Here is a 14,384-nt window from a genome sequence, read left to right on the forward strand (position 1 = left end):
GTCAACCGCGTCCGCGAAGGGAGCGCCGCCGCGGCTCCACGGGCCTTCGGATCACCTTCACGGACCCCCACCAGGCGAAACCCGTGACGCGGAGCACCGGCGCGCCCGTCGTCGGCCGCCGCCGCCCCGTCCCGCGGCCGGTGCCGAATCCGCCCATCAGGCCGATGCCCCGGACGTCGAGCGCGAAGTCCTCGGGAACGACGATCTTGACGCCGCCCATGACCGCCACCGCCCTGATCGTGCAAGGTCCGCCGTCGATCCGGGCCCGCCGCAGATCGAGGCGCACGCTGCCCCAGAACGCGCGGCTGACATGGTTCGGCGGCAGTGGCCCGGCGAACCGCCGCGTGCTGGCGGACATGACGGCGAACGAGCGCCGTCCGCCTTGCTCCTCGTCGCCGGTGTGGGACAGGGCGAGCGTGCCGCCGGGGGACAGATCCGCGACGACGGGTTCGAATTCCGCGAAGGTCTTGGCCGCGTAGACGGCGTCCAGCCTCGTTTCCAGTTCACCGGCGGTGATCCGTCCCGCACCCATGGCTTCGCACAGCAGTCGCGCGACGTTTTCGCGATCGGAATCGGCTACCCGCATCGCCGACCGCTTCGATTCTGACATGACGGCGATGCTAACCGGAATCGGCGATCGCTCCGGCCATTCCCCGGCGACCGGACGGAAAGCCATGACCACCATGAGCGAATTCGGTTTCTCCGCACTGACCGTAATGACAAGTCCATTTTCCGCCTGACAATCGCGGAGGCGGACAGCCGTACCGCCGCGACAATTCGACGACCGGCGATTGACCGCGCGGGCACGGAAGGGCTTCCATCTAGGCATTCTTCCACCGGCCGCACTTTCCGACTCAGCGTGGAGCGCAGTGATGACTTCTCCCTTTCGCCATACCCTCATCGCCATCTTGACCGCGACCTTGGTCGCCGCGGGCACGGCGGTCGCGAGCGCGGACACGAATTCGGTGTACACCTCCTCTTCACCACTTCCCGCCGGCGAGAACGGTGACGTGGTCAAGTCGCAGCCTTCGACCTACAACGGCGCGAAGGCGACCCGGATCCAATATCTGTCGCGGGACAACAAGAACAAGCAAGTCGCGGTGAGCGGCACCGTTCTGGTGCCGGACAAGCCGTGGAACGGTCCCGGCGAACGGCCGATCGTGGCCTACGCGCCCTTCACCTTCGGCATGGGGCCGGACTGCGCTCCCTCGAAAACCCTCGCGGGCGAGGGGGCCTCGGACCTGATCTCCGGATTCCAAGGCGGTTTCGTCAACGCGTTGCTGGGCGCCGGGTTCGCCGTGGCACAGACCGACTACATCGGACCGTGGGTGGAGGGCGGCGGCGACCACCCGTACGTCGTCCGGTTGTCCGAGGCGCACACCGTGCTCGACGTCATCCGCGCCGCGCAGCGGCTGCCGGGAACGGGCCTGCCCGCCAAGGGCCCGGTGGGCATCGCCGGCTACTCCGAGGGCGGCAGTGCCGCCGCGGCCGCCGCCGAACTGGCCGCCACCTACGCGCCCGAACTGGACATCAAAGGCGTCTACTCCGGCGCGCCGCCCGCGGACAAGGCCGTGCTGTCGAAGTCGCTCGACGGCGGGATGTACGCCGGGTTCCTCGGTTACGCCCTGATCGGTCTCAACCAGGCCTACCCCGAGGCCAGGTTGATGGACCTGGCCAACCAGGCCGGTGCCGAGCTGTTCCTGCGGGCCCGGCAGACCTGCACCATGAACGCGGTCCTCCAGTTCATGTACAAGCAGTCCAGCTCGCTGACCAAGGACGGCAAGCCGGTGTCCGCCTACCTGACCCAGCCGCCGTTCGACGCGATCGTGGCGGAGAACCGGATCGGCACGATCAAGCCCGCCATGCCGGTCATGGTCGAACACAGCCCGCTGGACGACGTCATCCCGGCCGCCGTCGGCAAGCAGATGGCGAAGGACTGGTGCGGCAAGGGCGCCAACGTCCAGTGGAAGGACTTGACGACCTTCACGCCGTTCTTGTCCCACGCGCTGGGTATGACGACCGCGTCCGGCGACGCCACCGAGTGGCTGAAGGACGCGTTCACCGGGCAAGCCGGCAACGGCAACTGCGGCCGATTCTGACGCGCGGCGCGACCCATCCGAGCGGCCTCGCGAGTGGCCCCGGTCCGTCCTCGTGAGTGGCTGGGACGGTTAGAACCGTCCCAGCCACTCACGAGACCCGAGCGTCAGCTGTTGCGGGGGAAGCCGAGGTTCACGCCGCCCTGCGAGGGGTCCGGCCACCGCGACGTGACGACCTTCGTCCGCGTGAAGAAGTGGAACCCCTCCGGCCCGTACGCGTGGCTGTCCCCGAACAGCGAGTCCTTCCACCCGCCGAACGAGTAGTAGCCGACCGGCACCGGGATCGGCACGTTCACGCCGACCATCCCGACCTCGACCTCGTTCTGGAACCGCCGCGCCGCGCGCCCGTCGTTGGTGAAGATCGCGGTGCCGTTGCCGTAGGGGTTGCCGTTGATCAGCTCCAGCGCGGCGTCGTACCCCTCGGCCCGCGCGACCGCCAGCACCGGCCCGAAGATCTCGTCGGTGTAGATCGACATCTCCGGCGTGACGTGGTCGAACAGCGTCGGGCCGAGCCAGAACCCGCCGTCCTCGCCGTCGACCTCGACGCCGCGGCCGTCGACGACGAGCCGGGCGCCCGCGTCGACCCCCGCCCCGACATAGGACTCGACGCGTTCGTGGTGGGCGGCGGTGACGAGCGGCCCCATCTCCGAGGTGGGCCGCATGCCGTCGCCGACGCGGAGCCGCTTGATCCGCTCGGCGATCTTCGCGACCAGTTCGTCGCCGACCGGGTCGACCGCGACCACGACCGACACCGCCATGCACCGCTCCCCCGCCGAGCCGAAGCCCGCCGAGACGGCCGCGTCGGCGGCGAGGTCGAGGTCCGCGTCCGGGAGCACGACCATGTGGTTCTTCGCGCCGCCGAGCGCCTGCACGCGTTTCCCGTGCCTGGTCCCGGTTTCGTAGACGTACTTCGCGATCGGCGTCGACCCGACGAACGAGATCGCCTTGACGTCGCGGTGTTCCAGCAACCCGTCGACGGCCACCTTGTCGCCGTGCAGGACGTTGAGGACGCCGTCGGGCAGGCCCGCCTCGGCGAACAGTTCCGCGATGAAAACGGCCGCGGACGGGTCCTTCTCGCTCGGCTTGAGCACGACGGTGTTGCCGCAGGCGAGTGCGTTCGGCACGAACCACAGCGGGACCATCGCCGGGAAGTTGAACGGCGAGATCACGCCGACCACGCCCAGCGGCTGCGAGATCGAGTAGACGTCGACACCGGTGGAGGCGTTCTCGCTGAATCCGCCCTTGAGCAGCTGCGCGGCACCGCAGGCGTACTCGACGTTCTCGATCGCGCGCGCGACTTCGCCCGCCGCGTCGGATTCGACCTTGCCGTGCTCGCTAGTGACGATCTTCGCCAGCTCGTGGCGCCGCGCCGAAAGCAGCTCACGGAAGGCGAACAGCACACGTGTCCGCCCGGCCAGCGACGTCCCGCGCCAGCCCGGCAGCGCCCGGGAGGCGGCGGCGACGGCGGCGTCGACGTCGTCCCGCGCGGCGAAGGCGACCTTCGCCCGCACCTGGCCGGTGGCCGGATCGAACACGTCCCCGGATCGTTCGCTCACGCCTTCGCACGGTTTGCCGTCTATCCAGTGGGTGATGCGGTCGGTCACGGGTTCCGCCCTCCTGATCGCCGGGTGCCTGCTCCCGGTCGAGTCTGGGCGCGCGCGCCACACCGACGCCATCGGCAACGTGTACGGACTCCCGGTCCCGGCCGTACAGTCTGTCTCCAGCGTTGCCGAGCCGAGTGGGAGGCCGATGTACCCGACCGTCGCCGAGGTGCTCGCGCTGCCGGTGCTGCGTCAGGGCAGGCCCCATGTGGTGGCGGGGGCGGCGGGGCTGGACGCGCCGGTCCGCTGGGCGCACGTCGCCGAGGTCGCGGACATCGCCCCGCTGCTGCGCGGCGGGGAACTCGTGCTCACCACCGGGGTCGCGCTGCCCGACGACGGCGCCGCGCTCGCCCGGTACGTCGCCGATCTGGCCGGTGTCGGAGTGGCGGGGATCGTCGTCGAACTCGTCCGGCATTGGAGCGAGAAGCTGCCGCCCGCGCTGGTCGACGCCGCGGATCGGCACGGTGTCCCGCTGATCACCCTTTCGCGCGAGACGCGCTTCGTGTCGGTCACCGAGGCGGTGAACGGGCTGATCGTCGACGCCCAGGTCGACGAACTCCGCGCGGCGGAGCGGGTCCACGAGACCTTCACCGCGCTGACGGTCGCCGGTGCCGAGCCGGGAGACATCCTGCGCGAGGTCGCGAGGCTCACCGAACATCCGGTCGTGCTGGAGACGCTGTCGCACGAGGTCCTCGCCTACGACACGGCGGGGACCGACCCCGGTGAACTGCTGCCCGGCTGGCCGTCCCGGTCGCGGCCGGTGCAGGTCGGCGAGCGGACCGGTTACCACCCGGGCGCGGGCTGGCTGATCACCGTGGTCGGCGCGCGCGGGCACGACTGGGGGCGGCTGGTCGTCGTCTGCGGGGATCCGCCCCCGCACCGGCACGTCGTGGTCGCCGAACGCGCCGCGTCCGCGCTCGCGGTCCACCGGCTGGTCGCCAAGGACACCGACTCCCTCGAACGCCAGGCGCACCGCGCGATCCTGACCGAACTGCTGGCCAACCCGGTGCCGCCCGCCGAACTGACCGCGCGGGCCTCGGCGCTGGGTGTCCCGCTGACGGGACGGCTGCTCGTCGGGGTCTCCGTGCGGCCGCGGATCACCGTGACCACCAAGGCCGCGCAGTCCACTCCGGTGCTGCTGCGGGAACTCGCCGAGGCGACCGTGCTCGCCGCCCGGCACGCCAAGGTGTCCGCGCTGGTGGCCACCGACGACACCCAGGTGCGCGCGCTGATCGCGCTGTCGCCGGAGGCCGGGGTCGACGCGGTACTGAGACGGCTGGCGAACGACGTCCACGAGGCCCGCGCCGGAGCGCCCGCCGTGGTCGCGGTCGGGACCACGGGCGGCGGGCCCGCCGACGCGCGCCGGACGCTCGTCGAAGCCGCGCAGGTGGCCGCCGCGGCGCTCGCGGAAAACGTCGAACGGATGGTCCACCGGCTCGACGACGTCCGGTTGCGCGGACTGCTGCATCTGCTGGCGAGCGACGAACGGATCACCGCGTTCGCCGCGCGGGAGCTCGGCCCGCTGCTGAGCCGGGACGCCGCACAGGGCAGCAGACTCGTCCAGGCGTTGAGGCATTACTGCGAGCACGGCGGCAACAAGTCGGCGGCGGCCGCCGCCGCGCACACCTCGCGCACCGCCTATTACCAGCAGCTGGCCAGGATCGAGCAGGTCCTCGGGGTACGGCTCGAAGATCCGGAGTCGATGCTCTCGCTTTATGTCGCTTTGCTCGCCCACGACATTCGAAAAGCGGACGACCACACGTCCGAGTGAGCAAATCTCACCCGAGCGTGGAACACAGTGACCGGGTCACGTCAGCCGATAGGGTTGATATGGCTTTCTTCGAACCGATCGGCGCCTGCGTGCTCGCGCTGGCCTGTATGGCCCCCGCGCAACCCGCCGAATCCACGTTTCAGCTGACCAGCCACGACACCCGGGGCCGGATCGGCACCGTCTCGCTCACCTGCGAACCCACCGGGGGGTCTCACCCGGGACGCGGTGGCGCCTGCGCCAAACTGTCCGAAGTGGACGGAGAGTTCGACCGGCTCCGCCCGGAACCGCGGGCCTGCACCCTCGAGTACGCCCCGGTGGACGTCTCCGCGGTCGGCAAGTGGCGCGGCGAACCGGTCACCTACCGCACTTCGTACGCCAACCGTTGCGTCGCCGACGCCGAGTCGGCAGGCGTCTTCACTTTCTGACCGCTCCCGACTCCGTCGAGGTGACCGCCGGGCCTCCCCCTCGGTGGCCCGGCGGGGCCGGCCACCGCGGCCTTGATCGCCCTCACCCCCACGAGGGCGATCAAGGCCGTGGTGTCACGACTCAAGAACGGGGCAGGTACCGGCACCCGATCCCGTCCTTCGCGGCAACGGGGGTCTGACGCGCGAGGGACCGGCTCAGGTTCCATTCGCGCCAATCATCTTCCGAAATTCCCTTGAGGACCGGCCTGAGCACGCAGGACCGCAGCGGCTCCGGAAGCCGGTCGGCCGACGGCACGACGTCGGCGGAAAACCTTGAGAGGTAACCGGTGTCGAGCGTCTTGCCGTGCGCGAGCCGGTCGATGTTGCGGTCGGCGATGAACCGTTCCGGATCGAGGACGGCCAGTCCGAGCAGCGCCGCGACGGCGGCTCCGATGGCCGCGCGCGGCAGCCAGGCCGACCGCAGCGGGAGCAGGGAAACGAGCACCAGCAAGAAGATCAGCCCGATCCAGAGTTCGCAGACCTCGACCAGCAGCCGCAGCACGGTGAACCCGTACGCCTGCTGGTATGTCCACATGCGACTCAACGCCGAGGCGACCAGCACCAGGCTGAGCACGCTCAGCGCGCCGAGGAGGCCGCGCTGCCAGGCCCGATCGGCCGCCGACGACTTCGGCGCCCATCGCAGCGCGGCGGCGACCAGCAGCAGGGTCAGCACGGTGATGGCGGAGAGCTGCCAGAACCCGCTCCTGGCGTATTCGGCCGCCGTCAGGCCGCTCGTGGCCAGAAGGTATTCGGTGCCGCCGAACAACACGACCAGGCGGACCACGACGAAGCTCGTGAACAGCGCCGCCAGCACCCCCAGCGGCAACGTCCATTCGAGCCGGTGCGCCAGGCGTTTGCGCGGCGTGTCGACAGCAGCACTGTCGGACGGCAGCGGGGGCGCCGCCAGCAGGTAACACGCGCCGGTCACGGCCGACGCGGCCACGACGAAGAAGAATCCCCAGCGCACGAACGTTCCGGGGTTCAGTTCGGGGAGCACCGCGTCGACGACGTTCGCGAACGCGGCGTCCGCGCCCCGCAGCAGCGGCACGAACACCAGCAGCAAAAAGGCGCTGGCCAGCACCGGCACCAGGAACCTCGGCCTCGCGCGGCCTTCCTGCTTCTTGCCGAGCTTCACGAGCCCGCGCCCGATCCACGGGATCGAAAGCAGCGCTTCGATCGGGACCGCGAAGACGTCGTAGATGATCGTGTTCACCGTGCGTTTCCCGACCACGGCGAGGGATCCGGCGACGAGGGCGGCCAGCACGCACAACACGTTCAGCCACACCGACGCGCGGACCATGCCGACCGCGAGCAGGCCCAGCGCGGCCGCCGCCCATACCGCGTTGACCAGACGGAAATGCGGTTCGGCGTCGCCGCGGGCGCGCTTGTCGGCGAAGTAGACGGCCACCGCGAACGCGAGCCCGGCCACGAACCAGCCGGCTCCGGGCTCGTCCGGCATGGCGAAGGCGGCGATCAATCCGGCCGCGACCGCCGCGGGCAGGACGGAGCCGGGAAGCGGGACGATCGTCGATTTGGGCGGCACGCGGGGCCGCATCAGCACCGGGACCTGCGGCGCGGGCGGCAACGTGGCGGTCGCCGCCGGGGGCGGCGTGTGCGCCTGCCGGTCTTCTTGGTCTTCACTCATCTCACTCCTCCAGTTTGCGAAAGCACATATCGCAGTGTGCGCAGAGCCGCCGAAAACACGCGGCAGGGACTAGGGAACGGGGATCACGACGCGGATGACACAGCCCGGCCGGTGCTCGGGGGTGACGACCGCGATGCTGCCGTCGTGGAGGTCGACCACCCACCGCGCGATCGCGAGGCCGAGGCCGGTGCCCCCGCCGCCCGCCCGCTCGCCGCGGGTGAACCGCTCGAACACGCTGTCCCGCTCCCCCGGCGGGATCCCGGGGCCTTCGTCTTCGACCTCGAGGACGACGTCGGTCGCGCGGGCCTCCGCCCGCACCCGGACCTCTCCCCCGGCCGGGCCGTGCCGGACGGCGTTGTCGAGCAGGTTGACCACGACCTGGTAGAGCCGGCCGCGGTCGGCGACGGCCGTCGCGCCGGGCGGCTGGACGTCGACGGCGAACCGCACGCCACGGCCGGTCGCGGCGGCGGTCACCCCGGCTTCGGCGGCGACCTCCTCCAGCAGCAGTTCGAGATCGAACTCCTCCAGCTGCAACGGGAACGCGCCCGCGTCGATCCGCGAAAGATCGAGGAGTTCCGAGACCAGCCTGCCGAGCCGCTCGGTCTGCTGCAGCGCGGTCTTCAACGTCGCCGGATCGGGTTCGGCGACGCCGTCGACGAGGTTCTCCAGCACCCCGTTCAGCGCGGTGATCGGCGTGCGGAGTTCGTGGGAGACGTTCGCGATCAGCTCCCGGCGCCGCTGATCCGAGGCGTCCAGGTCTGCGGCCATCTGGTTGAAGGCCTGTGACAGCTCCCCAACCTCGTCGCGGGCGGTCGCCCGGACCCGCCGGGTGTAGTCGCCCTTGGCCATCGCGCGGGCGGCGGCGGTCATCTCGCGCAGCGGCCTGGTCATCCCGTGCGCCAGGATCTGCGAGGTCACCACGGCGAGCACCATCGCGGCGATCGTGGTCCGCGGCGGCAGCCAGCCGATCTGCCAGTTGAAGAAGGCGAAAGCGATACCGCCCGAGGACACCAGCAGGATCGCGAGCTTGAGCTTGATGGAACGGACCGGGTCCAGCGGTCTCGGGAGCGCGTCGACGACGCGGCCGAGCAGGGGGCGAAGCTTCACGATCCCACCTCCAGGGCGTAGCCGACGCCGTGCACGGTGCGGATGAGGTCGGCGCCCAGCTTGCGGCGCAGCGCCTTGATGTGACTGTCGACCGCGCGGGTGCCCGAACCGGTGCCCGCGACGTCCCAGTCCCAGACCTCGCTGAGCAGGCGTTCCCTCGGCTGCACCGCCCTCGGGCGCTTCGCGAAGTGGACGAGGAGGTCGAACTCGATCGGCGTCAGCTGGGCCTGGTTGCCCGCGCGCGTGACCCGCCGCTGCTCGACGTCGATTTCGAGGTCGCCGAGGACGATCTTCGTACCGGCGTCGCTCACGTCGGTCCTGGCCGCTCGTTCGACGCGGCGCAGCAGCGCGTGCACCCGCGCCGAGAGCACCCGCATGGAGAACGGCTTGGTGAGGTAGTCGTCCGCGCCGACGCCGAGACCGATCAGCATGTCCGTCTCGTCCGAACGGGCGGTCAGCATCAGCACCGGGACCGGACGGCGGGCCTGGATCCGGCGGCAGACCTCGAGCCCGTCGAATCCCGGGAGCATCACGTCGAGCACCACCAGGTCCGGCTCGCGCTCGGCGTCGGTCTCGACGCCGGAAGGGCCGTCGTGCGCCAGGTCCACGGTGAATCCCTCGGCCCGCAGCCGCGCGGCGATGCTCTCGGCGATGGTCACGTCGTCCTCGACGACCAGCACCCGGCGTCCTCCCAGTTCCATGGGGATGACTGTAAGCACCGGCCGTGGAGACCATCCGGGTGAGCTGTGGAGATCCTGTGGAGATGTTTCGGCCGGTTTGCCGCATTGCAACGTCCGCGTGTGTGACGCAGGTCATGCACCGCGAGCCTTCGAGCGCAATCGACAGTCTGCGCTCCGACGCCCTCAACAGTGAACAGTCTGCCAGTCCCACCCGCGCGGCGCGGGCGAGCACGATTCCGCAATGGAGCCGACGGCACGCGGTACGCAGCACGTGCATCCTGATGGCCGGGTGGAACTCGGCGAGGTCGAGTCCTTGAAGGACAGCCGCTTCTACAACGAAGAACTCGCCCCGGTCCCGGTCGAAAAGCGGACCTGGACCACGTACACCTACTTCGCGCTGTGGATGGGCATGGCGCACAACATCCCGTCCTACGCTCTGGCGGCCTCGCTGATCGCGCTCGGGATGGACTGGGTGCAGGCGCTGCTCACGATCACCATCGGCAACCTGATCGTGCTGATCCCGATGCTGCTCAACAGCCACGCCGGGACGAAGTACGGCATCCCCTTCCCGGTGTTCGCCCGCGCCTTCTTCGGGATGCGCGGCGCGAATCTGGCGGCGTTGCTGCGGGCGTTCATCGCGTGCGGCTGGTTCGGCATCCAGACCTGGGTCGGCGGCGAGGCGATCTACATCATCGTCGGGCGGCTGGCGGGTTCCGGCTGGAAGGATTCCACCGTCGTCCTCGGCCAGCACTGGACACTGTGGCTTTCGTTCGGCCTGTTCTGGCTGTTCCAGATGCTCATCATCTGGCGCGGGATGGAGGCGGTCCGCCGGTTCGAGAACTGGACGGCTCCGCTGGTGTCGGTCGGCTTCCTGATCCTGCTGGGCTACGTGCTGGTCAAGGCGGGCGGGCTCGGCCCGATCCTGTCCGAACCCGGGAAACTCGGCTGGGGGCCGGACTTCTGGAAGGTGTTCGCCCCGGCGCTGATGGCGATGATCGCGTTCTGGTCGACGCTTTCGCTGAACATGCCGGACTTCACCCGGTTCGGCGGCAGCCAGGGCAAACAGGTCCGCGGCCAGATCCTCGGCCTGCCGACCACGATGACGTTCATCGCGATCGTGGCCATCCTGACCACCTCGGGCGGCAGCGTCCTCTACGGCGAGCAGATCTGGGATCCGGCGAAACTGGCCGACCGGTTCGATTCCCCGGTCGTCGTGGTGGTCGCGCTGATCGCGCTGGTGTTGGCGACCGTGTCGGCGAACCTCGCGGCCAACGTGGTCAGCCCGTCCTACGACTTCTCCAACGCCTTCCCGAAGAAGATCACCTTCGCCGTCGGCGGGCTGATCACGGGCATCATCGGCATCGTCATCCAGCCGTGGCGGCTTTACTCCGACCCGAACATCTACATCTTCGCGTGGCTCGGCTTCTACGGCGGCCTGCTCGGCGCCGTCGCCGGGGTGATGGTCGCCGGCTACTGGGTCGTCTACCGCACCAAGCTGCGTCTGCGGGATCTGTACACCGAACGCGGCGTCTACTGGTTCAACGGCGGCTGGAACTGGCGGGCGCTCGTCGCGACGCTGGTCGGTGCCGTCCTCGCGGTCGGCGGCGCGTACGGCGGGCCGTTCCCCGCCGACGGGCTGATCCCGCTCCTGAAACCGCTCTACGACTACAACTGGGTCGTCGGCCTGGCGGGCGCTTTCGTCGTCTACCTGCTGCTGGCCCTGCCCGAACGCAACCGCACCACCGAGATCGAGGAGGATGCAAGTGAGCGACCTGGTCCGAGCCGGATTGATCCAGCAGCGGTGGACGGGTGACAAGGAGTCGATGATCGCGAACGCGGTCGAAGCCATCGGCAAGGCCGCTTCGCAGGGAGCGCAGGTCGTCTGCCTGCAGGAGTTGTTCTACGGCCCGTACTTCTGCCAGGTGCAGGACACCGACTACTACTCCTACACCGAAGGCATCCCCGACGGGCCGACGACGAAGCTCATGCAGGAGGTCGCCGAACGCCACGGCGTCGTGCTGGTCGTCCCGATGTACGAGGTCGAGCAGCCCGGCGTGTACTACAACACCGCCGCGGTGATCGACGCCGACGGCACCTACCTCGGCAAGCACCGCAAGAACCACATCCCGCAGGTGAAGGGGTTCTGGGAGAAGTTCTACTTCCGGCCCGGGAACCTGGGCTACCCGGTGTTCGACACCGCCGTCGGCCGGATCGGCGTCTACATCTGTTACGAGCGGCACTTCCCGGAGGGCTGGCGCGCGCTCGGCCTGGCGGGCGCGAAGATCGTGTTCAACCCGTCGGCGACCAGCCGGGGCCTTTCGGAGTACCTGTGGCGGCTGGAGCAGCCCGCGGCCGCCGTCGCGAACGAGTACTACGTCGGCACGATCAACCGCGTCGGCGTGGAACCCTTGGGCGACAACGACTTCTACGGCCAGTCGTATTTCGCGGACCCGCGCGGCCAGCTCGTCGGCGAAGCCGCTTCCGACACCGAGGAGGAGATCGTCGTCCGCGACCTCGACATGGCGAAGCTCGCCGAAGTGCGGGACCTGTGGGCCTTCTACCGAGACCGGCGTCCCGACAGCTACGGACCCCTCGCGGAGGCGTGATGACCACCCTCATCAGCGGCGGGCAGGTGCTGTCCACGGCGGGCGCTTCGACGGCGGACGTCCTCGTCGACGGCGAGACGATCTCGGCCGTCGGCGCCCCCGGCACACTGGGGCCCGCCGATTCGGTGATCGACGCCACCGGGAAGTACGTGCTGCCCGGCGGGATCGACGCGCACACCCATATGGAGATGCCGTTCGGCGGAACACATTCCGTCGACACCTTCGGCACCGGGACGACGGCGGCGGCGTGGGGCGGGACGACCACGATCATCGACTTCGCCGTCCAGGCCAAGGGCACGTCTCTGCTGTCCACTATGGACAAATGGCACGAGAAGGCCGACGGCAACTGCGCCATCGACTACGGCTTCCACATGATCGTCTCGGACGTCAACGATTCGTCGTTGAAGGAGATGCGGGCCTGCGTCGACGGCGGTGTCGGCAGCTTCAAGATGTTCATGGCCTATCCGGGAGTGTTCTACTCCACGGACGGCGAGATCCTGCTGGCCATGCAGAAGGCGCGCGAGATCGGCGCGACGATCATGATGCACGCGGAGAACGGCATCGCGATCGACCAGCTGGCCGCGCAGGCGTTCGCCGCCGGGAAGATCGACCCGGTGCAGCATGGGCTCACCCGGCCGCCGGAGCTGGAGGGCGAGGCGACCTCGCGCGCGATCCAGCTGGCCAAGGTGACCGGGGCGCCGCTGTACATCGTGCACCTCTCGGCGTCACAGGCGCTCGCGGCGGTCGCGGAAGCGCGTAACGACGGGCAGAACGTCTTCGCGGAGACGTGTCCACAGTACCTCTATCTGTCCATTGAGGACTTGGCGAAGCCGGATTTCGAGGGTTCGAAGTACGTCGCCTCTCCCCCGTTGCGGGAGAAGTCGCATCAGGCTGATCTGTGGCGAGGTTTGCGCACCAACGACCTCTCGGTGGTGTCGACGGATCACTGCCCCTTCTGTTTCAAGGACCAGAAGGAGCTCGGTCGCGGCGACTTCCGCGCGATCCCCAACGGGATCCCCGGCGTCGAGCACCGGATGGACCTGCTGCACCAGGGTGTCGTGGCGGGTGAGCTCACCCTCGGCCGCTGGGTCGAGACCTGCTCGACCACCCCGGCGCGGATGTTCGGGCTCTACCCGCGCAAGGGCGTCATCGCAGCGGGTTCGGACGCGGACATCGTCGTCTACGACCCGGCGGCGAAGCAGACCCTTTCGGTCGAGACGCACCACATGAACGTGGACTACTCGGCCTACGAAGGGATGGAGATCACCGGCAAGGTCGAGACGGTGCTCTCACGCGGGCGCGTGGTCGTGTCGCCGTCCGGCTTCTCGGGCAGTACGACGCACGGGAAATTCCTCTCGCGCGACCTGAACCAGTACCTGAACTGAGGCGGTGGCCGGATGGACTTCGGGATTGTGCTTCAGACCGACCCGCCCGCGCGCGACCTCGTCCGGCTGATGAAGGCCGCCGAGGACCAGGGTTTCCGCTACGGCTGGACCTTCGACTCGTGCGTGTTGTGGCAGGAACCGTTCGTCATCTACTCGCAGATCCTCGCGGCGACGTCGTCGATGATCGTGGGCCCGATGGTGACCAGCCCGGCCACCCGGGACTGGTCGGTGATGGCGTCGACCTTCGCCACGCTCAACGACATGTACGGCAACCGCACCGTCTGCGGGATCGGCCGCGGCGACTCGGCGCACCGGGTGGTGGGCATGCCACCGTCCACTTTGGCCACCGTGCGCGACTGCATGCACGTGGTCAAGGAACTCGCCGAAGGACGCGAAGTCCTGTTGCGGGACAAGCCGGTGCAGATCCCCTGGATCCGCAACGGCAGACTCGAAATGTGGATGGCGGGATACGGGCCGAAGGCGCTGAAGACGGTCGGCGAGCACGCCGACGGCTTCATCCTCCAGTGCGCCGATCCCGCGATCGCCCGGTGGACCATCGGCTCCGTCCGTGAGGCGGCGCGCGCGGCGGGTCGGGATCCGGCGGGGATCACGATCTGCCTCGCGGCCCCGGCGTACGTCGGCGACGACCTGGCGCATCAGCGGGAACAGTTGCGCTGGTTCGGCGGGATGGTCGGCAACCACGTCGCGGATCTCGTGGCACGGTACGGCGATTCCGGGCCGGTGCCGCACGAGCTGACCGACTACATCCGCGAGCGACAGGGCTACGACTACTCGCACCACGGTCGGGCGGGCAATCCGTCGACCGATTTCGTGCCGGACGAGATCGTGGACCGGTTCTGCCTGCTCGGGCCGTCTTCGGCGCACGTGGAACGCCTGGAGGAGCTGGCTTCGCTCGGTGTCGACCAGTTCTCGCTGTACCTGATGCACGATCAGCGCGAAGAAACCCTGAAGCGCTACGGCTCGGAGGTCATCAACCGCTGACGATCCGCATTTCGTCCTCTGAATGCG

At 69.3% G+C, this 14,384-nt stretch carries 12 protein-coding genes; 7 read left to right on the forward strand and 5 right to left on the reverse strand.

Features of this window, described 5'->3' with window-relative positions; translation table 11 throughout:
* Window position 1 precedes the first annotated feature (1 nt).
* The gene (locus AC069H_RS11005) at window positions 2–610 is read right to left on the reverse strand and encodes a DUF1707 SHOCT-like domain-containing protein (protein ID WP_478232133.1); all 609 of its coding nucleotides are present in this window, start codon (window positions 608–610) and stop codon (window positions 2–4) included.
* Window positions 611–908: 298 nt separating this feature from the next.
* On the opposite strand from AC069H_RS11005, the gene AC069H_RS11010 reads away from it, so the two are divergent.
* Complete coding sequence (locus AC069H_RS11010) at window positions 909–2,099, forward strand: lipase family protein (protein WP_478232134.1); 1,191 nt, start codon at window positions 909–911, stop codon at window positions 2,097–2,099.
* A gap of 104 nt (window positions 2,100–2,203) precedes the next feature.
* Here AC069H_RS11010 and AC069H_RS11015 read toward each other — a convergent pair whose 3' ends face one another.
* Window positions 2,204–3,700 (reverse strand): CoA-acylating methylmalonate-semialdehyde dehydrogenase, encoded by a 1,497-nt coding sequence (locus AC069H_RS11015; RefSeq protein WP_478232135.1) that lies wholly within the window; start codon window positions 3,698–3,700, stop codon window positions 2,204–2,206.
* 145 nt (window positions 3,701–3,845) lie between these two features.
* On the opposite strand from AC069H_RS11015, the gene AC069H_RS11020 reads away from it, so the two are divergent.
* Both AC069H_RS11020 and AC069H_RS11025 read left to right on the forward strand, forming a co-directional pair.
* The gene (locus tag AC069H_RS11020; protein WP_478227711.1) at window positions 3,846–5,468 is read left to right on the forward strand and encodes a PucR family transcriptional regulator; all 1,623 of its coding nucleotides are present in this window, start codon (window positions 3,846–3,848) and stop codon (window positions 5,466–5,468) included.
* A gap of 59 nt (window positions 5,469–5,527) precedes the next feature.
* Window positions 5,528–5,893, forward strand: coding sequence for an SSI family serine proteinase inhibitor (locus tag AC069H_RS11025; protein WP_340685441.1), 366 nt, complete (start codon window positions 5,528–5,530; stop codon window positions 5,891–5,893).
* Window positions 5,894–6,014: 121 nt separating this feature from the next.
* Here AC069H_RS11025 and AC069H_RS11030 read toward each other — a convergent pair whose 3' ends face one another.
* From AC069H_RS11030 to AC069H_RS11040, 3 genes are all read right to left on the reverse strand, one after another.
* On the reverse strand, window positions 6,015–7,577 hold the full coding sequence (locus AC069H_RS11030; RefSeq protein WP_478232136.1) for a DUF4153 domain-containing protein: 1,563 nt from the start codon (window positions 7,575–7,577) through the stop codon (window positions 6,015–6,017).
* Between the two features lie 69 nt (window positions 7,578–7,646).
* Window positions 7,647–8,684 (reverse strand): HAMP domain-containing sensor histidine kinase, encoded by a 1,038-nt coding sequence (locus AC069H_RS11035; RefSeq protein WP_478232137.1) that lies wholly within the window; start codon window positions 8,682–8,684, stop codon window positions 7,647–7,649.
* Complete coding sequence (locus AC069H_RS11040) at window positions 8,681–9,364, reverse strand: response regulator transcription factor (RefSeq protein ID WP_340688479.1); 684 nt, start codon at window positions 9,362–9,364, stop codon at window positions 8,681–8,683. Before AC069H_RS11040 ends, AC069H_RS11035 begins: the two co-directional genes overlap by 4 nt.
* A 241-nt stretch (window positions 9,365–9,605) precedes the next feature.
* Here AC069H_RS11040 and AC069H_RS11045 point away from each other — a divergent pair, with 241 nt between their 5' ends.
* The 4 genes from AC069H_RS11045 to AC069H_RS11060 are packed head-to-tail and all read left to right on the forward strand — an operon-like array spanning window position 9,606 to window position 14,357.
* On the forward strand, window positions 9,606–11,177 hold the full coding sequence (locus AC069H_RS11045) for an NCS1 family nucleobase:cation symporter-1 (protein WP_478232138.1): 1,572 nt from the start codon (window positions 9,606–9,608) through the stop codon (window positions 11,175–11,177).
* Complete coding sequence (locus tag AC069H_RS11050; protein WP_037310537.1) at window positions 11,128–11,970, forward strand: nitrilase-related carbon-nitrogen hydrolase; 843 nt, start codon at window positions 11,128–11,130, stop codon at window positions 11,968–11,970. The genes AC069H_RS11045 and AC069H_RS11050 overlap by 50 nt, the downstream gene beginning before the upstream one ends.
* Window positions 11,970–13,355 carry a dihydropyrimidinase gene (gene hydA / locus AC069H_RS11055; RefSeq protein WP_478232139.1) on the forward strand — a complete coding sequence of 462 codons (1,386 nt, stop codon included), beginning with the start codon at window positions 11,970–11,972 and terminating at the stop codon, window positions 13,353–13,355. Before AC069H_RS11050 ends, hydA begins: the two co-directional genes overlap by 1 nt.
* 12 nt (window positions 13,356–13,367) lie before the next feature.
* On the forward strand, window positions 13,368–14,357 hold the full coding sequence (locus AC069H_RS11060) for a TIGR03842 family LLM class F420-dependent oxidoreductase (RefSeq protein WP_063274641.1): 990 nt from the start codon (window positions 13,368–13,370) through the stop codon (window positions 14,355–14,357).
* Window positions 14,358–14,384: the final 27 nt, after the last annotated feature.

It is taken from the genome of Amycolatopsis sp. NPDC043887, assembly GCF_056435665.1.

Excerpts from the sequence above, each read along its gene's own strand:
- AC069H_RS11020 (WP_478227711.1), top strand. The coding sequence starts at position 3,846 with ATGTACCCGACCGTCGCCGAGGTGCTCGCGCTGCCGGTGCTGCGTCAG.
- AC069H_RS11060 (WP_063274641.1), top strand. The coding sequence starts at position 13,368 with ATGGACTTCGGGATTGTGCTTCAGACCGACCCGCCCGCGCGCGACCTC.
- AC069H_RS11025 (WP_340685441.1), top strand. The coding sequence starts at position 5,528 with ATGGCTTTCTTCGAACCGATCGGCGCCTGCGTGCTCGCGCTGGCCTGT.
- AC069H_RS11030 (WP_478232136.1), bottom strand. The coding sequence starts at position 7,577 with ATGAGTGAAGACCAAGAAGACCGGCAGGCGCACACGCCGCCCCCGGCG.
- AC069H_RS11005 (WP_478232133.1), bottom strand. The coding sequence starts at position 610 with ATGTCAGAATCGAAGCGGTCGGCGATGCGGGTAGCCGATTCCGATCGC.
- AC069H_RS11045 (WP_478232138.1), top strand. The coding sequence starts at position 9,606 with ATGGAGCCGACGGCACGCGGTACGCAGCACGTGCATCCTGATGGCCGG.
- hydA (WP_478232139.1), top strand. The coding sequence starts at position 11,970 with ATGACCACCCTCATCAGCGGCGGGCAGGTGCTGTCCACGGCGGGCGCT.